Source organism: Streptomyces sp. NPDC088553 (assembly GCF_044752965.1).
In the GTDB taxonomy this organism is placed as follows: domain Bacteria; phylum Actinomycetota; class Actinomycetes; order Streptomycetales; family Streptomycetaceae; genus Streptomyces.
Genome location: NZ_JBIVMG010000007.1, coordinates 310,934 through 328,901, shown reverse-complemented (window position 1 = coordinate 328,901; position 17,968 = coordinate 310,934). Strand labels below are relative to the sequence as shown.

The following is a 17,968-nucleotide window of genomic DNA, read 5'->3' as shown; positions in this document are numbered from 1 at the left end:
TTCCGCATGTTTGCAGGTCCGGTGAAGACATACGCCGGGAACGTGCGCCGCTCCGGGCACACTGGTCGTCATGCGCAGCGACGTCGCCACCCTGCCCGGCAGTCCCGAACGCCCCAACGAGGACTGGGTGGCCGCCGCCCTGCCCGCCTCGGGCGGCGGGGGAACCGTCGTCCTCCTCGACGGCGTCACGCCACCGGCCGGTGATGACGGTTGTGTGCACACGGTGCCGTGGTTCACCGCGCGCCTCGGCGGGGCTTTGACCGAACTGTCCGCTTCCCGCCGGGACATGCCCTTGCCCGCGATCCTTTCGCTGGCAATCCGGCGCACCGCGGACACCCACCGGCACACCTGTGACCTTTCTCACGTGCGTACGCCCCAGGCGACCGTCGTACTCGCCCGCTGGGACGAGACCTCGGTCGAACACCTCGTCCTCTCCGACTCCGCACTCCTCCTGGAGTCGCCGGACGGGGTCGTACGGGCCGTGCTCGACGACCGGCTCGACCGCGTCCCGGACGAGATCCTGCGGTCCCTGGCGGCGACGGACCGGCTGCGGAACCGGGAGGGCGGCTTCTTCACGGCGGCGGCCGACCCGGCGGTCGCCGGGCGGGCGGTGACGGGAACGAGCCCGCGCGCGGAGGTACGGGCCCTGGCGGCGCTCACGGACGGGGCGAGCCGCTGGGTGGAGCTGTTCGGCGAGGGCGACTGGTCGGACTGCTTCGGCGTCCTGCGCAAGGAGGGCGCGCTCGGACTGCTCCACCGCGTGCGCGCCCTGGAGACGGCGGACGTGTCGGCCGGCGGGACGCGCCGCTGGAAGCCGCACGACGACGCGACGGCGGTACTGGTGGAGCTGGGGGCGGGCTGAGCGGCGCCGCGCTCAGCCCTCGGACCGGACGTTGAAGTGGTTCAGGAGACGGGCGAGTTCGGAGACCTCGGCGCGGTCCCAGTCGGCGAGCTTGCGGACGTACCGCTCGCGCCGCGCGTCCCTGACGTGACGGAAGCGGTCCCGGCCCTCCTCGGTGAGCCGGACCAGCGAGGCGCGTCCGTCGGCGGGGTCGGGGTCGCGGGCGACGAGCCCGAGGTCTTCGAGCGCCCGGAGCTGACGGCTCATGGTCGCCTTGCCGACCCCGAAGTACCCGGCGAGCTCGGTGGCCCGCTGGGGGCCCGCGTCGTCGAGCCGTACGAACAGGCCGTAGGCGGCGGGCTCCAGTTCGGGGTGGACCTCGCGGGCCATCTCGCCGGACTGGGCACGGGCGCGGCGCAGGAAGACCGCGAGTTCGCGTTCGAGGGCGAGGAACACCGGGTCGACCCCGCCGGAGGGGGCGAAGGGTGCGCCGCCGGACGAGCCGAAGGGTCCGGCGCCGGGACCGGCGTGCGGTTCGCCGCCGGACCCGGCCCGGGGTTCGGTGACGGACCCGTGCGGTCCGGCGCCGGACCCGGCGTGCGGTTCGCCGCCGGCGGTCGGCGGGACCACGCCTTCATCTCCCGTACCGCTTCCGTGCACGTCAGCACCTCTCACACGTTCTCCGGCGACTCGCCGACGGCTTTCCGGCCGCTGAAAGTTTCTTTCGGCCGAGGCCATCGCCGCAGCTCTTCCAGTATTTCGCAGGCGTAGACCAACGGCGGTATCCGGGCCCTCTTCCATGGGCCGGGTCTACGTGCGTAGCGTCGTCCACGACGCACTCTGACATGTCCACACCATTACCGGCCCGTGGGCGTCCAGGACCGTCGACCTCGCTCCCCCCACCGATCCTTTCGGAGGCACGCAATGCGTGTGCACAGATCCGGAACGACCCTCGCCGGCGCCGCGCTCGCGGCCCTGACCCTCCTCATCCCCCTCGCCGCGTCCGCCGGAGCCGCCCAGGACCCGGGAGTCCGCCAGACGCCCCCGCGCGGCTCCGCCAGCATGGGCATGGGCGTCCTCGCGCACGACGGGCGCGGCAGCGCCCCCGGCGGCGCCTCCACCCAGGCCGTCCAGACCGAAGGCGTGGACGTCTCCAGCCACCAGGGCAACGTCGCCTGGTCCACCCTGTGGAACAGCGGCGTCAAGTGGGCCTACGTCAAGGCGACGGAGGGCACCTACTACAAGAACACCTCCTTCAACCAGCAGTACACCGGCTCGTACAACGTCGGCATGATCCGGGGCACGTACCACTTCGCGACCCCCGACACGACGACGGGCGCGGCCCAGGCCGACTACTTCGTCAACAACGGGGGCGGCTGGTCGCCGGACGGCAGGACACTGCCGGGCGTGCTCGACATCGAGTGGAACCCGTACGGCGCGACCTGCTACGGCAAGACCCAGGCCGGGATGGTGACCTGGATCCGCGACTTCGTGAACCGGTACAAGGCCAGGACCGGCCGGGACGCCGTCATCTACACGGCGACCAGCTGGTGGACGCAGTGCACCGGCAACTCCTCCGCATTCGCCGCGACCAACCCGCTGTGGATCGCGCGGTACGCCGCGTCCGTGGGCGAACTCCCGGCCGGCTGGCAGTACTACACGATGTGGCAGTACACCTCCTCCGGCCCGACGGTCGGCGACCACAACCACTTCAACGGCGACCTCTCGCGAGTACAGGCGCTCGCCAACGGCTGACGTCTCCGCGTGCGGCGGCCCCCGGCTGTGCGGCGGCACCCCGGGGGCCGCTTCGGCTTTTCCGAGCCTCCCCCTTGCCTATTGGTATGGACCAATGCGAGGCTCTACGGCGATCGCCCGGGATTCAACTTCCGTGCGTTCAGCGCGCGTTGCTCGTCCGTCCTCCCCCACGCACGAGAGAGAGCCCCCGCATGCAGTCCACCCGCCGCACCGCCGCCGGCGTCGCCGCCCTGTCCGCCGCCGCAGCCCTCGTCACCCTCACCCCCACCACCGCCAGTGCCCACGGAGCCGTCTTCAACCCCGTGAGCCGCGTCGCCGCCTGTTACGCGGAGGGCCCCGAGACCCCCAAGTCGCAGGTGTGCAAGGACCTCGTCGCCGACTCCGGCACCCAGCCGCTCTACGACTGGAACGAGGTCAACATCGCCAACGCCGCCGGGCAGCACCAGGCCCTCATCCCGGACGGCAAGCTCTGCTCGGCGAACCGCGAGAAGTACCGGGCGCTCGACTGGGCGCGCACCGACTGGCCGGCGACGGCGGTCGCGGCGGGCAGCTTCGCCTTCAAGGTCCGGGTGACGGCCGCCCACTCCGGCACCATGACCGTCTACATCACCAAGCCGGGCTTCGACCCCACACAGCCGCTGAAGTGGTCGGACCTGGACGCGACCCCCGTCGCCGTCCACAACACCACCCGCACGGCCACCGACGGCTACTACAACTTCACGGGCAACCTCCCCGCCCGGACCGGCCGCCACATCGTCTACAAGGTGTGGCAGCGCAACGACAGCCCCGAGGCCTTCTACAGCTGCTCGGACGTCACCTTCGGCGGTGCGGCCGCGCAGCCGGCCGCGGCGAAGGCCCAGGCCCCGAGCGAGGCGAAGATCGCGGCGGGCGCCTCCCTCTCCACCGTGAGCCACGCGGGCCACGGCGGCGACGAGCAGGCCCCGGCCCTCTCCGCCGAGACGGCCGCGACACCCTCCTCGCCGCTGCCCACGGCCCTCGCGGGCGCGGGCGCCCTCGCCGCCTTCGGCGCGGGCAGCCTGCTCCTGGGCCGCCGCCGGAACACGTCGGCCTCCTAGGCCCTCCGGAACCGTCCGGCTCCCGGGGCACCGTCCCGAGCGTTTTAGGAGCCGGACGTGCCGAGCGGGAAGAGGGCGGTGAGCCGGGGTATCGCCACCCCCTCCGGACGAGACCCCCGCGGTTCGTCGCCCTCTTCCCACTCCTCGGGGTCGGAGAGCTCGTCCGCGAGCTCCTCGGCCGCCTCCTCGACGGCGTCGTCGAACTCCTCGCCGTGGTCGTCCTCCTGGCCGGTCAGCTCGTCGTACGCGTCCTGCGCGACGTAGTCCAGCCACTCCCACTCGGGCCACTCGTCGTCGTCCCACTCGTTCCTGTGCCGGCCCGCCAGAGCCCGGATCCCCGGCACGTCGGCCAGCGCGTCAGGGTCGGCGACGACCGATTCGTACACCTTCCGCCCCTGCCCGACCAGCCAGAGGGTGAAGTAGTGGAAGCCGTCGTCGGTGCAGGCTCCGCTCTCGACCCGGTCCGCCGCCTGCCACAGCGCACGCGTGCCCGCCACCTCGCACGCGTCGTCGAGGCGCACCTGGAACTCCACGCTCTCGGCGGCCGGCCGCCGCAGCAGCTGATCGCCCAGCCACTCCAGCCGCTCGTACCGGTCACCGGGCCGGCGGCTCAACTCGTCGATGAGGGCCCAGAAGGCGTCGTCGTTCATGCGTACGAGCATGACATCCCGCACTGACATCCAGGTGACGATTTCCTTCCGGTTCGCTTCGGTTCCCGCCGGGCACGGCGGAGCGGGGTGCCCTCTTCCGAGGACACCCCGCTTCACGAGGGACCGTTACGCCGCCACTCCCACCGGCACCGCCGCCGGCGCCAGGGCGATCTCCAGGACCTGGCGGACGTCCGTCACCGGGTGGACCTCCAGCTTCTCCAGGATCTCGGCCGGGACGTCGTCCAGGTCGGCCTCGTTCCGCTTGGGGATCACGACCGTGGTGATGCCCGCCCGGTGCGCGGCGAGGAGCTTCTGCTTCACCCCGCCGATCGGGAGGACCCGGCCGGTGAGGGAGACCTCGCCGGTCATGGCCACGTCCGTACGGACGAGGCGTCCGCTCAGCAGGGAGGCGAGGGCGGTCGTCATGGTGACGCCCGCGCTCGGGCCGTCCTTGGGGACCGCGCCCGCGGGGAAGTGGATGTGCACGCCACGGTCCTTCAGACCGGTGACGGGCAGTTCCAGTTCCGCGCCGTGCGAGCGGAGGAAGGAGAGCGCGATCTGCGCCGACTCCTTCATCACGTCGCCCAGCTGGCCGGTGAGGGTCAGCCCGGCGGCGCCGGTCTCCGGGTCGGCCAGGGACGCCTCGACGAAGAGGACGTCACCGCCCGCGCCGGTCACGGCGAGCCCGGTGGCGACACCCGGCACGGCGGTACGGCGCTCCGCCGGGTCCTGGGCCGACTCCGGCACGTGGTGCGGCCGTCCGATCAGCTCGCGCAGGTCGTCGGGGCCGACCGTGAACGGCATTTCGCGGTCGCCCAGTTCGTGCTGGGCCGCGACCTTGCGGAGCAGCCGGGAGATGGCCCGCTCCAGGGTGCGGACGCCCGCCTCGCGGGTGTACTCGCCGGCCAGCCTGCGCAGGCTCGCGTCCTCCAGGACGACCTCGCCGGGCTCCAGGCCCGCGCGCTCCAACTGCCGGGGCAGCAGGTGGTCACGGGCGATGACGACCTTCTCGTCCTCCGTGTAGCCGTCGAGCCTGACCAGCTCCATGCGGTCGAGCAGGGCCTCCGGGATCGCTTCGAGGACGTTGGCCGTGGCGAGGAAGACGACGTCGGAGAGGTCGAGTTCGACCTCCAGGTAGTGGTCACGGAAGGTGTGGTTCTGCGCCGGGTCGAGGACTTCGAGGAGGGCCGCCGCGGGGTCGCCGCGGAAGTCGGAGCCGACCTTGTCGATCTCGTCGAGCAGGACCACCGGGTTCATGGACCCGGCCTCCTTGATGGCCCGCACGATCCGGCCGGGCAGGGCGCCGACGTAGGTCCTGCGGTGACCGCGGATCTCCGCCTCGTCCCGGACGCCGCCGAGGGCGACCCGGACGAACTCGCGTCCCATCGCGTGCGCGACGGACTCGCCGAGCGAGGTCTTGCCGACGCCGGGCGGGCCGACGAGGGCGAGGACGGCTCCACCGCGGCGGCCGCCGACCACGCCGAGGCCGCGTTCGGCACGCCGCTTGCGCACCGCGAGGTACTCGGTGATCCGTTCCTTCACGTCGTCCAGGCCCGCGTGCTCGGCGTCGAGGACGGCGCGGGCGCCGCGGATGTCGTACCGGTCCTCGGTCCGCTCGTTCCAGGGGAGTTCGAGGATCGTGTCCAGCCAGGTGCGGATCCAGGAGCCCTCGGGGGACTGGTCGCTGGACCGCTCCAGCTTCTCGACCTCCTTGAGTGCGGCCTCGCGGACCTTCTCGGGCAGGTCGGCTGCCTCCACGCGGGCGCGGTAGTCGTCGGACTCGTCGCCCTCGGCCTCGCCGTTGAGGTCGCGGAGCTCCTTGCGGACGGCTTCGAGCTGGCGGCGGAGGAGGAACTCGCGCTGCTGCTTGTCGACGCCCTCCTGGACGTCCTTGGCGATGGTCTCGGCGACGTCCTGCTCGGCGAGGTGCTCGCGGAGCTGGGCGGTGGCGAGCTTGAGGCGGGCGACCGGGTCGGCGGTCTCCAGGAGCGCGACCTTCTGCTCGACGGTGAGGAAGGGCGAGTATCCGGAGTTGTCGGCGAGGGCGCCGACGCCGTCGATCTGCTGGACGCGGTCGACGACCTGCCAGGCACCGCGCTTCTTGAGCCAGCTGGTGGCGAGCGCCTTGTACTCCTTGATCAGGTCGGTGACCTGACCGGGCAGCGGTTCGGGCAGGGTCTCCTCGACGGTGCTGCCCTCGACCCACAGGGCCGCGCCGGGTCCGGTCGTCCCGGCTCCGATGCGCACCCGGCCGAGGCCGCGGATCAGGGCGCCGGGGTCGCCGTCGGACAGGCGTCCGACCTGCTCGACGGTGCCCAGGACACCGGTCCCGGCGTAGGTCCCGTCGACGCGCGGCACGAGCAGCACCCGCGGTTTGCCCGCTCCGGGCCGCGCGGCGGCCTGGGCGGCCTCCACCGCGGCGCGTACGTCGTTGTCGGACAGGTCGAGCGGCACCACCATTCCGGGCAGCACGACCTCGTCGTCAAGCGGCAGCACGGGCAGAGTGAGCGGCACGGACGGCTTGGAGTCAGAAGCCATGATCTCCCCTTCGGCAGTCAAGTTGAGCTATGCCGACTCAATGCATGTGAGCCCATGAATGTTCCCGGACGCCTGTTCGCTCTGAGCGATCACCCTCGCACGGGCCGCTCTCGGCCGATGTAATGACTGCATGGATATTGCAGCTCTTACATCGGCGTGGGTGGCGGGCTGGACCGTCTCCCGGGGGACCCCGGCCGCCGTCCACGAGCCCTGGGGCCACCGGATCGAGGTGGGGCTGCCCCGGCACGTCGTACGGCATGTGCTGCCCGCCCCGGACGCGGCCACGGTCGGTGCGCTCTGCACCCGGCTGACCACCCCGTACAGCTGGCTCAAGATCATGGCCGGGCCCGAGGACGCGCACGCGTGGATCACGGAGGGATGGACGGTCCCCGACGACCCCGGCTTCATGATGATCAAGCCCCTGGACCCCGGCGCCCGGCCGGCCCCGCCCGAGGGGTACGCACGGACCACCGAGGTCAGGGACGGTGTCATCCGGGTCCGCGTCCTGGCGCCCGACGGCACCCTCGCCGCCCGCGGCCAGATCGCCCCGACCGGTTCCACGGCCGTCGCCGACCAGATCGAGACCGACCCCGCACACCGGCGGCGCGGGCTCGGAGCCAACGTCATGCGCACCCTGGAGGCGGCCGCCGCCCAGGCCGGCGCCGAGACCGGGGTGCTCGCCGCGACCACGGACGGCCTCGCGCTGTACGACTCCCTCGACTGGCGCTACCGGGGTCCGCTCACCGGCATCGTCCGGGACGGCGGCGGGACCGGCTGACGGTCGGGTCGGGGGGGCGGGTTCGTGGGCGAGGGACAGCAGGCGGCGGGGGTGAACCTGACCGTCCGGCTGCGCGCGGTGCCCGCCGACCGGCATGCTCGGTCCATGGTGAGAGGCATACGGGGGACGTGGTGCGGGACCCTGCTTCTGGTGGGGGCCCTGATCGGCGGTACGAGCGGCTGCGGGCCGGAGACGCCGGCCGAACCGGGCGGGCCGCCGTCGGGGACCAGCGGACCGGCCGAGCCGGGTGCCACGGCGACGACCACGGCCCCCGGAACCACGACGCCCCCGGCAGCCACGACGGTGCCGGGCACCACCACGCCCCCTGCCGCCACCACGGCTCCCGGCACCCCCACCGCGACTGACCCCCACCCCGCCGAGGTCCTCGTCGAGGTCGTCGTCAACGGCGGCCTCGCCGGCGTCCGCAACAAGCTCGTCGTCCACTACGACGGCTCCTGGACCAGCCGCTCCGGCACCAAGCCGCCCCGCACCGGCCGGCAGACCCCTGCCGAGGCCGCCGAACTCCGGGCCGCCCTGGAGGACCCCGCGTACGCCCGGGTCCCGGAGCGGCCGACGGGCGACCCGGTCTTCGACGGCTTCCAGTACTACGTGACGCACCGCCACCGCCTCGTCGTCACCGGCGACGGCGAGCGCCCGGCCGCACTCCAGCGGGTCTTCGCGGCCCTCCCGGACGGCGGCCCGCCGACGAACCCCTGAGCCGGGCCGCGTACGCGCGCACCGGACCGGCATACTCCCGGACCGAGACCCGCCCGGCCGGACACCCGCCCGGACCGACACCCGCCCGGCCAGGCACCCGCCCGGATCGACGCCGGTGCCCGCGCCGAGAACCGAACCGGGGCACGCGCGCGATAGAGAAGGCGTGAGACTGTTGCGCCCCGCAGGGGGAGGCCCCTCCGGGGGCGACGAGGACGACGACACGGCGCTGCTGCGCGCGGTCGCCCGGGGGGACTCCGAGGCGCTCGCCGTGCTGTACGACCGGCACGCCGGCTGGCTGCACGCGCGCCTCACCCGGCGCTGCCCGGACGAGGAGACCGTACGGGAGGTCCTCCAGGACACCTTCGTCACGGTCTGGCGCTCGGCCGGCGGCCACCGGGGCCGGGGCGAGGCCGGCGGCTGGATCTGGGTGATCGCCGCCCGGCGCCTGGTGGACGCGCAGCGGGCCGGGGCCCGCGCGGAACGCGTCGTGGCACGGGCGGCCGAGCACGCCGCCGTGCCCACGGAGCCGTCCGCCGCCGCCTCCTCCGCCGAGGACCGGGTGCTCGCCGGACTGGAGTACGGGGAGGTGGGCGCGGCCCTCGACCGGATCTCGCCCGAACTCGCCGAGGTCCTGCGGGCGACCGTCGTCGACGGCCTGACGACCCGTGAGACCGCCCGGCTCCTCGGCATCCCCGAGGGCACGGTCAAGACCCGCGCCCTGCGCGCCCGCCGCGAACTGCGCGCCGCGCTCGGGGCGGCCCACCCCGGTGGCCCACACGCCTTGGGAGGCACCGCATGACGACACGACGCCCCCCTGCGGACGGCCCCTGGAGCCCCGGGCTCCCCTGGCACGTCTCCGACGCCCTCGCGCGCCGGTACGCCGACGGGTCCGCCGCCGAGACCGACGCCTGGTCGCTGGAGAAGCACGTCGAGTCCTGCGCGGGCTGCGCGGGCCGCGTCTCGGCCGCCGTACGGGCCGGAGCGGCCGGCCCGGTCCTCGCGAGCGTCCGCGACGAGCTGCTGGCGTCCCTCGGACCCGGTCGGGCGCCGGAGTGCGCCCGGACCGTACGCCCGGGTCCCCCCGGCCGCAAGACCGCCGCCGACGCGTCCCCCGGCCACCGGACCGCGGCCGGCGCGCCCCTCGGGCGCCGGATCGCAGCCGCCGCCTCACCGCGGCGGCGACCCGAATCGGCCATCTCCCCCGGGCAACGACCCGATTCGGCAGCCTCCCCCGGGCGGCGGCCCGACGCCGCCACCTCCCCCCGGCCCGATGCCGCGGCCTCCGCCGGCATCCGACCCTCCCCCCTCGCGCCCGCCCCCACCCGGCCGGCCCCCGCCCCGCACGCCCCCACCCCCCTCGGCCGGCGGGCCCGGCTCTGGTGGGCCGTCGGGCCCGCCCTCCGCGGGTCCTGGGTGGTGGCCGTGCTGCTGGTGGTCGGCGGGGCCTTCGGGCTCGCCTACGGCGCCGGGGTCCAGGGGGCGCGGAGTCTGCTGCTCGCCCTCTCGCCCGTCCTGCCGCTCGCAGGCGTCGCCGTCTCGTACGGACGTCACGCCGACCCGCTGTACGAGATCACCGCCGCCACCCCGTCCGGCGGGCTGCGGCTGCTGCTCACCCGTACCGCCGCCGTCCTCGCCGTCTGCGTACCGCTGCTCACCGCCGGCGGGGCGCTGCTGCCGCCGGTGGCCGGTTTCCCGGGGGCCGCCGCCTGGCTGCTGCCCGGCCTGGCGCTGACCCTGGCCACGCTCGCGCTCGGCTCGTTCGTGGGCTGCCGGGCGGCGGGCGCCACGCTCGGCGGCGGGTGGCTGCTCGCCGTCACGGGTCCGCTGCTCGGGCCCGCGGACACGGCCGCTTCGGCCACCGCGCTCGCCCCGTACTTCTCCGGCCCCGCCGTCCAGGGGGGGTGGGCCGCCGCCGCGCTGGCCTGCGCGGCCCTCCTCGCGCTGCGGCGCCGTTCCTTCGACCACCTGGAGTTCCGGTGAACGTCTCGACCGCCGTCGCGGTGAGCGGGCTGACCGTCCGCCATCGCCGTACCGTCGCCCTCGACCGGCTCGACCTGTCCCTCGGTCCCGGCGTCCACGGCCTGCTCGGCCCGAACGGCGCCGGCAAGACCTCCCTCATCCGGGTCCTCGCGACCGTCGCCGCGCCCTCCTCCGGCCGGGTGGAGCTGCTCGGCGGGGACGCGAGGCGGCACCGCGAACGCACCGGCATCCGGCGCCGGCTCGGCTATCTGCCGCAGGATTTCGGCTACTACCCGGCCTTCACCGTGCGGGAGTTCGTGGCGTACGTCGCCTGGCTCAAGGAGGTGCCGGCCGAGCGCGTCCCGGCGGCCGTGGAGCACGCGGTGGCACGGGTCGGGCTCGGCGACCGGATCGACGCGAGGATGAAGACGCTGTCGGGCGGCATGGTCCGGCGCGCCGGAATCGCCCAGGCCATCGTGAACGAACCGGAGTTGCTTCTGCTCGACGAGCCGACCGCCGGCCTCGATCCGGAGCAGCGGGTCGATTTCCGTTCGCTGCTGCGGGAGTTGGGCACGGAGGCGACGGTGGTGGTCTCCACGCACCTGGTGGAGGACGTGGCCGCGGCCTGCACCGACGTCGCGCTCATCGAGTCGGGCCGCCTCGCCTTCCAGGGGTCGACGGCCGAACTCACCGCGCTCGGCAGGGAGTCCACCGACGGGAACGACTCCACGACGCACGCCGTCGAGCGCGGCTACACGGCCGCCCTGCACGCCCACCGGACCCCTTCGGGTACCACGAAGGGAGCACTGCGGTGACCGCCACCCTCACCCCTCCCCCGCCGCGCACCGCCGGACGGACCACCCGCGCGCCGAGGCCCGTCCTCGTCGAGCTGCGCCGTGGGCTCGGCCCCTGGACCGGCCTCGCCGTCCTGCTCACGATCCTCGTGGCGATGTACGGCAAGGCGCCCGGCTGGCAGGGGCGTTGGGCCGATGCCACGAACCTCCTGCACGTGGCCGCCGGGCTGCTCGCCGGCCCGCTCGCGCTCGCGGCGGGCTGCTGGCAGGGCGGCCGGGACCGGCGGCGCGGGACGCTGGACCTCTGGGAGTCCGTGCCCCGCTCGCCGCTCCGCCGCCTGTTCGTCTCGGTCGCCCCGTCCGCGCTCTGGCCGGCGGCGGGCGTGCTCCTGGCCGACGCCGGCTGTCTCCTCGCGACCTGGCCGTACGTCTCCGGCGGCCGCCCCTTCCTCGAACTGCTCGCCGCCGACGCGGTCGCCGTCGCCTCCCTGGGCGCGTTCGGCCATGTCGTCGGACGTACGGTGCGCTGGCGCCTGACGGCCCCGCTCCTGGGCATCGCCGGGTACGTCGCGCTGGGGGCCGGCGCGTACCGCCAGGGCCCCGCCCGCTGGCTCGTCCCCGCTGCCGAGCACCAGTTCCTCTGGGACCGGCCGGTGTGGTGGTTCGGTCCGGTGTCGATGGCGTGGACGGCCGGGCTCGCGCTCACCGTCCTCCTGGCGTACGGGCTCCGCCGGGCGCGGCTGCGTCCGCTCGCCCTGGTGCCGCTGGCCGTGGCGGTCGCCGCCGCCGCTGTGATCCTGCGCCTGCCGGCGGACGAGGGACCGTGGCGTCCGGACCCGGCCCTGACCCGCCCGCTCTGCGACGACGGCACCCCGCAGATCTGTCTGACGGCCGTGGACGCCCGTCTGCTGCCGGAGGTGTCGGCGGCGCTCGCCCCGCTCAACGCGCGCCTCAAGGGGCTGCCCGGCGCCCCGGTCCGCTGGGTCGGCGGCCCGTTCGGGCCCCCTCGCCCCGGGGACGTCGAACTGCCCAACGCGGCGGCGGACGCGGTGCGGGGCCGGCTCCCGCGCCCGGATCTCTTTCTGAACTCGGCGGTGTCCTGGCTGTTCTCGGACACCTGCCGGCCGGGGGACAACACCGGTCCGCACGCGGAGCGGGCGAGCGTCATCAACCTCGCCGTCATCGAGTGGCTGGCGCCCACACCCGAGGACTACGGGCCCGATCCGACCGCCGCCCAGCCGTACATCGACCGCCTCCGCGCCAAGTCCCCGGCCGCCCAGCGCGATTACCTGGGCCGCTATCTGGCGGCGAACACCTGCCACCCCGACGAGGTGCCGGTCCCGTGAGGTCTTCGTCCCTGCTCTATCTGCGCTCCCGCGCCCTGCCCGGCGCCCTGGCCGCCCTCGCCGGAACGGCGGTGGCCGCCGCCTGGGCGGCCTGGTGGCTGGAGTCGCTGCCCGACTTCGACCACACGGCACGGCTGCCGGTCGTCGTCCTCGGCCCGCTGCTCGCGGCCGCCGCGATCGGCACCAGCCTCCACGCGCCGAGCGACGAGCTGGACCGTACGGCGGTACGCGCGTGGTGGCCCCGCCGTCTCGCCCATGTGCTCGCCCCGGCCGTCCTCGCCGTCGCCCTGCTCGCCCTGGCGGTGCCGGGCCACGTGGAGGAGTTCGGCGCGCTCGCCGTCGTACGCAACACCCTCGGGCTGGTGGGGGTGACGGCGGGCGCCGCCGCTGTCGTCGGCGCCCGGCTGAGCTGGCTGCCACCGGCCTTCTTCGTGGGCACGGTCTATCTCGCGGCCCCGCCCGCCCCGGGCGGCGGGGCGCAGTGGTGGGCCTGGGTGATGCAGCCGGGCACCCAGGCGGGTGCGTGGACGGTGGCGGTCGTCGCACTCGCCGCCGGCGCGGGCCTGTACGCGTGGCGGGGGGCGCGGCGGGTGACGGGCGAGTCCTGAGTCCCCCGCGCGCGCCGTGAGGCCGGTGTCCGTGAAGGCGGGTCGGTACCCGTGAGGTGAGGTCGGTACCCGTGGAGTGACCGGGTGACTTCGAAGTGCCTTCTTCCTCGAATCTCCGCCGTGCCGCAGGATTTTCCCATCGACGCGTGGGAATCCCGCGGCACGGCTTTCTCCTTGTGCCGCGGTATTCCCGCGACCCTTCTTTCGCGTACAAGGAGCGATTCCGTGTCCACTCAGAAATCCCCGTCGAGCAGCGGTACGGACCGCATGAGCGGACGCGCCTGGGGCGTGCTGTTCGTGCTGTGCGGCGCGATCTTCCTCGAGGGCATCGACGTGGCCATGCTCAACGTGGCCCTGCCGTCGATCCGCGAGGACCTGGACATGTCGACCGGCATGCTCCAGTGGGTGATGAGCGCCTACGTACTCGGCTACGGCGGGTTCATGCTGCTGGGCGGCCGGGCCGCCGACCTGTTCGGACGCCGCCGGATGTTCGTCCTCTGGCTCGTGGTCTTCCTGCTCTTCTCCGGCCTCGGCGGGTTCGCCACCGAGGGCTGGATGCTGATCGTCGCCCGTTTCGTGACCGGTGTCGCCGCCGCGTTCATGACTCCGGCGGGTCTGTCCATCATCACCACGAGCTTCGACGAGGGCCCCCAGCGCAACAAGGCCCTGCTCGTCTACTCCGGCACCGCGGCCGGCGGCTTCTCGATCGGCCTGGTCGTGGGCGGCCTGCTGGCCGCCGTCGACTGGCGCTGGGTGTTCTTCGCCCCGGTCATCCTCAGCCTTCTCATCCTGGTCGCGGCGATCGCCCTCATCCCCGGGGCGCCGCGCCCGGACCGCACGGGCCGGGGCGTCGACCTGGCGGGCTCGGTCAGCGTCACCGGCGGCATCCTGCTCCTCGTCTTCGGCGTCGAGCGTGCCGCGCACGTCTCCGTGGCCACGACGACCGCCACCGCCGTGGCGAGCCTGGCGCTGTTCCTGGTCTTCGTCGCCGTCGAGCGCAGGTCGCCCTCGCCGCTGGTGCGCCTGGGCATCTTCCGCAACGCCTCGCTGGTCCGCGCCAATCTGGCCGGGCTGCTCTTCGCCGCGGGCTTCTTCGGCTTCCAGTTCATCGCGGTGCTCTACCTGCAGGAGCTGCGCGGCTGGTCGACCCTGGAGACCAGTCTCGCCCTCGTCGTCATCGGGGTGGACGCGATCCTCTCCCCCACCGTGACGCCCAGGCTCGTGGCCAGGTTCGGCAACGCCCGGGTGATCTTCGGCGGTCTGCTCCTCGCCGCGCTGTCGTACGCGCTGTTCCTGCCGGTCGGCGCCGACCGGACGTACCTGGCGATGTTCCCCAGCCTGGTCATCCTGGGTCTGGCCTTCTCGCTGGCCTACGGGCCGTTGACCATCGTCGCCACCGACGGCATCGCCGAGGAGGAGCAGGGCGTCGCCGGCGGTCTGCTCTACACGTCCTTCCAGTTCGGAGCCGCGCTGGGCCTGTCCACCGTCGCCGCGGTGAACATCGCGGCCACGGACGGCCCCTCGCCGACGGCGCTTCTCGACGGCTACCGGGCCGCCCTCGTCGTGCCGCTCGTCGCCGCCCTCGCCGCCGCCCTCGTCAGCGCGTTCGGCCTCCGCCGCCGGGCGGGGTCGACGGACGCCGACGCCGGACCGGCGCCCGCGGACCTTCCCCGTACGGCAGAGCGCGTCGACGCGTCGAGGTAGTTCCCGCCGGGAATTCCCGCAGACGGTTCCCGGACGTAATTCCCGCACGGAATTCCAGCACCGAGTCGCGCACCGCGTTCCGCACCCACGAGAAGGGGGTATCGACATGGTCCCTGCAGGGAATCTTTCTCGGACATCGAAGACGAATTCAACGCCTTCCCTCGGGGCATCGTCCACTGCGCCCGGACCTCGGCGGCCGCATCCGGACGGACGCGGCCCGGCGAGCCGACCGCGGCGCGGCGCGGCGGGGAGGGGGACCCAAGGACTCCTCTCGCACAGCCGTCCGATCCCATCTCCCTTTCCCCGAAACGGGTTTGTCCCCATCGCCGCCGTCCCGCGAGGATGGCCGGGGACCCACTGCCGAGCCGAGAGCGGAGCGACCGACCATGCCAGGAACCGTCACCCTCGACCGCCGCGAAGGACCGTACGGGGAGGTCGTCCTCCGCCGGCGCGACGAGCACTACGAGATCATCGCCAACGGGACCTTCCTGATGGACACCTCCGACGGGCGCTCCGAGCGGCTCCTGATCGACGCGGCGCAGTCCGCGCTCCCCGAGCCGTCCCGCGCCGGCGCGTCCGTCCTCGTCGGCGGTCTCGGCGTCGGCTTCTCGCTCGCCCACGCCGCCGCCGACCCCCGCTGGGGCCGGATCACGGTCGTCGAGCGGGAGGAGGCGATCATCGACTGGCACCGCCAGGGGCCCCTCGCCGCCATCTCCGGGGCCGCGCTCGCCGATTCCCGGACCGTGATCCTGCACACGGACCTGGTGGACCACCTCCACACCTCCCCGGACACCTACGACGCCCTCTGTCTGGACATCGACAACGGGCCGGACTGGACGGTCACCGAGGACAACGAATCCCTGTACGCGGCCGAGGGGTTGGCGGCCTGCGCGGCCCGTCTGAACCCCGGCGGAGTGCTCGCCGTCTGGTCCGCCCGACCCTCCGTCGATTTCGAAGGGTCCTTGCGGAATGCCGGATTCAGCGGGGTACGGACGGAAGAGATCCCCGTTGCCCGGGGCGTCCCCGACGTGGTTCACCTCGGCGTCCGTCCCGAGTAAGTCCTGGATAGCCGGGACGCCGCCGGTACCTCTAGGCTGCAGAGCCGACATCGGCGACGCGAGGCGGGGCAATGGAGCAGACACACACCACTCACCACGGTGCGGCGGCCACTCCGGGGGCCCAGCGCCGGGTGCTCGTGGTCGAGGACGACGCCACGATCGTGGAGGCGATCTCCGCTCGGCTGCGCGCCGAGGGCTTTCTCGTCCAGACCGCGACCGACGGCCCCGCCGCCGTCGACGCGGCCGAGGCATGGCAGCCGGACCTGATGGTCCTCGACGTGATGCTGCCCGGATTCGACGGCCTGGAGGTGTGCCGCCGGGTCCAGGCCCAGCGCCCCGTCCCGGTCCTCATGCTGACCGCCCGCGACGACGAGACCGACATGCTGGTCGGTCTCGGGGTGGGCGCGGACGACTACATGACCAAGCCGTTCTCGATGCGGGAGCTGGCCGCCCGGGTGCACGTGCTGCTCCGGCGGGTGGAGCGGGCCGCGCTGGCGGCCGTCACCCCGCGCAGCGGCATCCTGCGCCTCGGCGAACTGGAGATCGACCACGCGCAGCGCCGGGTGCGGGTGCGGTCCGAGGACGTGCACCTGACCCCGACCGAGTTCGACCTGCTGGTCTGCCTGGCGAGCACGCCGCGGGCGGTCCTCTCCCGCGAGCAGCTGCTCGCCGAGGTGTGGGACTGGGCGGACGCCTCGGGCACCCGGACCGTGGACAGCCACATCAAGGCGCTGCGCCGGAAGATCGGGGCCGAGCGGATCCGCACGGTCCATGGCGTCGGGTACGCGCTGGAGACCCCGGCGCTGTGAGCCGGCGGAGGCCCGGGCGGCCGGGGGAGCTGCGGGGGGCGGACGGCGGGGTGCGCCGGCCGCGCCGGATCGCGATCTCGATCAAGACCAAGCTGGGCACGCTGGTCGTCGGGGCGGTCCTGCTGACCTCCGGGCTCGCGCTGGTGGCGATCCGCACGTCCACGGAGTTCCGGTACATCACGATCTTCGCGATGATCGCGACCCTGCTGATCACGCAGTTCGTGGCGCAGTCCCTGACGGCGCCGCTGGACGAGATGACCACGGTGGCCGGGACGATCTCCCGCGGGGACTTCACCCGGCGGGTGCGGGGCGCGGACCGGCGCGACGAGCTGGGCGACCTGGCGTCGACGATCAACCGCATGGCGGACGACCTGGAGGCGGTGGACCGGCACCGCAAGGAGCTGGTCGCCAATGTGTCGCACGAGCTGCGGACCCCGATCGCCGCGCTCAGGGCCGTACTGGAGAACGTCGTGGACGGGGTCTCCGAGGCGGATCCGGAGACGATGCGGTCGGCGCTGAAGCAGACCGAGCGGCTGGGCCGGCTGGTGGAGACACTGCTCGACCTGTCACGTCTTGACAACGGTGTCGTGGCACTGAGGGCGAGTCGTTTCGAGGTCTGGCCGTATCTGTCCGGAGTTCTGCGCGAAGCGAACCTGGCCGCCTCGCAGCGCGGCCTCTCGTCCACCTCGGGCCTGCACAACCGCACGGACGTGCATCTGCATCTGGACGTGTCGCCGCCCGAGCTGGTGGCGCACGCGGACGCGGAGCGGCTGCACCAGGTGATGGCGAACCTGATCGACAACGCGGTGAAGCACTCGCCGCCGCACGGCCGCGTCACGGTCCGGGCCCGGCGCGGCCCGTACCCGGACTCCCTGGAGCTGGAGGTCGAGGACGAGGGTCCCGGCATCCCGGAGGCGGAGCGGCACAGGGTCTTCGAGCGGTTCAACCGGGGCACGGCCCCGCACCGACAGGGCCCCGGGAGCGACGGCGGCACGGGGCTCGGTCTCGCGATCGCCCGCTGGGCGGTGGATCTGCACGGCGGCGGGATCGGAGTGGCCGAATCGGCACGTGGCTGCCGCATCAGGGTCACTCTTCCGGGCAGCCTTCCACCAAGAGATTGACGTAGGGTTCGAACCGGAGCAGCCCGTTCTGCGTGTCAGTGAGGGAGACCTCCGCGCACGTGAGCGGGGACTGGTCAGAGGTGCGGTCGAAGGCGGCCGTGCCTGCGCTTCTCCCTACCCTCACACATGCGGAACCACGCTTGTTTCCCGCCATTCCCGGCCCCGAAACACCCCGTCAAGTGTGACTTGCGCGACGTTGGCGCTCCCCGCCTGC

General features: G+C 73.7%; 17 protein-coding genes. 14 read left to right on the top strand and 3 right to left on the bottom strand.

The features are described 5' to 3' along the window. The first annotated feature begins 70 nt into the window (after window positions 1–70). A complete protein-coding gene (locus tag ACIP8Z_RS25345; RefSeq protein WP_402087131.1) occupies window positions 71–862 on the top strand; it encodes a hypothetical protein in 792 nt (263 codons plus the stop codon). A gap of 12 nt (window positions 863–874) precedes the next feature. On the opposite strand, the gene ACIP8Z_RS25340 is transcribed toward ACIP8Z_RS25345, so the two are convergent. Then, window positions 875–1,297 (bottom strand): MarR family transcriptional regulator, encoded by a 423-nt coding sequence (locus tag ACIP8Z_RS25340; protein ID WP_307851045.1) that lies wholly within the window; start codon window positions 1,295–1,297, stop codon window positions 875–877. A gap of 468 nt (window positions 1,298–1,765) precedes the next feature. Between ACIP8Z_RS25340 and ACIP8Z_RS25335 the strand changes: the two genes are divergently transcribed. Continuing rightward, on the top strand, window positions 1,766–2,596 hold the full coding sequence (locus ACIP8Z_RS25335) for a lysozyme (RefSeq protein ID WP_402087129.1): 831 nt from the start codon (window positions 1,766–1,768) through the stop codon (window positions 2,594–2,596). Between the two features lie 191 nt (window positions 2,597–2,787). Beyond that, on the top strand, window positions 2,788–3,672 hold the full coding sequence (locus ACIP8Z_RS25330) for a lytic polysaccharide monooxygenase (protein ID WP_402087127.1): 885 nt from the start codon (window positions 2,788–2,790) through the stop codon (window positions 3,670–3,672). 44 nt (window positions 3,673–3,716) lie between these two features. On the opposite strand, the gene ACIP8Z_RS25325 is transcribed toward ACIP8Z_RS25330, so the two are convergent. Both ACIP8Z_RS25325 and lon read right to left on the bottom strand, forming a co-directional pair. After that, window positions 3,717–4,322: a DUF4240 domain-containing protein gene (locus tag ACIP8Z_RS25325; protein ID WP_402087125.1), complete on the bottom strand. Its 606-nt coding sequence runs from the start codon at window positions 4,320–4,322 to the stop codon at window positions 3,717–3,719. Window positions 4,323–4,448: 126 nt separating this feature from the next. Next, window positions 4,449–6,860, bottom strand: coding sequence for an endopeptidase La (lon, locus tag ACIP8Z_RS25320; RefSeq protein WP_402087123.1), 2,412 nt, complete (start codon window positions 6,858–6,860; stop codon window positions 4,449–4,451). A gap of 130 nt (window positions 6,861–6,990) precedes the next feature. On the opposite strand from lon, the gene ACIP8Z_RS25315 reads away from it, so the two are divergent. From ACIP8Z_RS25315 to ACIP8Z_RS25265, 11 genes are all read left to right on the top strand, one after another. Further along, window positions 6,991–7,638: a GNAT family N-acetyltransferase gene (locus tag ACIP8Z_RS25315; protein WP_402087121.1), complete on the top strand. Its 648-nt coding sequence runs from the start codon at window positions 6,991–6,993 to the stop codon at window positions 7,636–7,638. Window positions 7,639–7,743: 105 nt separating this feature from the next. Beyond that, a complete protein-coding gene (locus ACIP8Z_RS25310) occupies window positions 7,744–8,355 on the top strand; it encodes a hypothetical protein (protein WP_402087118.1) in 612 nt (203 codons plus the stop codon). A gap of 163 nt (window positions 8,356–8,518) precedes the next feature. Beyond that, window positions 8,519–9,154, top strand: coding sequence for an RNA polymerase sigma factor (locus ACIP8Z_RS25305; RefSeq protein WP_319309884.1), 636 nt, complete (start codon window positions 8,519–8,521; stop codon window positions 9,152–9,154). Continuing rightward, complete coding sequence (locus ACIP8Z_RS25300) at window positions 9,151–10,335, top strand: zf-HC2 domain-containing protein (RefSeq protein WP_402087115.1); 1,185 nt, start codon at window positions 9,151–9,153, stop codon at window positions 10,333–10,335. The genes ACIP8Z_RS25305 and ACIP8Z_RS25300 overlap by 4 nt, the downstream gene beginning before the upstream one ends. Continuing rightward, window positions 10,332–11,129, top strand: a complete 798-nt coding sequence (locus tag ACIP8Z_RS25295) for an ABC transporter ATP-binding protein (RefSeq protein ID WP_402087112.1) — start codon at window positions 10,332–10,334, stop codon at window positions 11,127–11,129. The genes ACIP8Z_RS25300 and ACIP8Z_RS25295 overlap by 4 nt, the downstream gene beginning before the upstream one ends. After that, window positions 11,126–12,454 (top strand): hypothetical protein, encoded by a 1,329-nt coding sequence (locus tag ACIP8Z_RS25290; protein ID WP_402087110.1) that lies wholly within the window; start codon window positions 11,126–11,128, stop codon window positions 12,452–12,454. The genes ACIP8Z_RS25295 and ACIP8Z_RS25290 overlap by 4 nt, the downstream gene beginning before the upstream one ends. After that, window positions 12,451–13,062, top strand: a complete 612-nt coding sequence (locus ACIP8Z_RS25285; RefSeq protein ID WP_402087107.1) for a hypothetical protein — start codon at window positions 12,451–12,453, stop codon at window positions 13,060–13,062. Before ACIP8Z_RS25290 ends, ACIP8Z_RS25285 begins: the two co-directional genes overlap by 4 nt. Before the next feature lie 267 nt (window positions 13,063–13,329). Beyond that, the gene (locus ACIP8Z_RS25280) at window positions 13,330–14,766 is read left to right on the top strand and encodes an MFS transporter (protein ID WP_402087499.1); all 1,437 of its coding nucleotides are present in this window, start codon (window positions 13,330–13,332) and stop codon (window positions 14,764–14,766) included. Window positions 14,767–15,152: 386 nt separating this feature from the next. Further along, window positions 15,153–15,824, top strand: coding sequence for a spermidine synthase (locus ACIP8Z_RS25275; RefSeq protein ID WP_402087104.1), 672 nt, complete (start codon window positions 15,153–15,155; stop codon window positions 15,822–15,824). A gap of 71 nt (window positions 15,825–15,895) precedes the next feature. Next, a complete protein-coding gene (locus tag ACIP8Z_RS25270) occupies window positions 15,896–16,633 on the top strand; it encodes a response regulator transcription factor (RefSeq protein WP_030207163.1) in 738 nt (245 codons plus the stop codon). A gap of 50 nt (window positions 16,634–16,683) precedes the next feature. Beyond that, entirely contained in the window at window positions 16,684–17,754 is a 1,071-nt protein-coding gene (locus ACIP8Z_RS25265) for a HAMP domain-containing sensor histidine kinase (protein WP_319309890.1), read from the top strand. Window positions 17,755–17,968 lie beyond the last annotated feature (214 nt).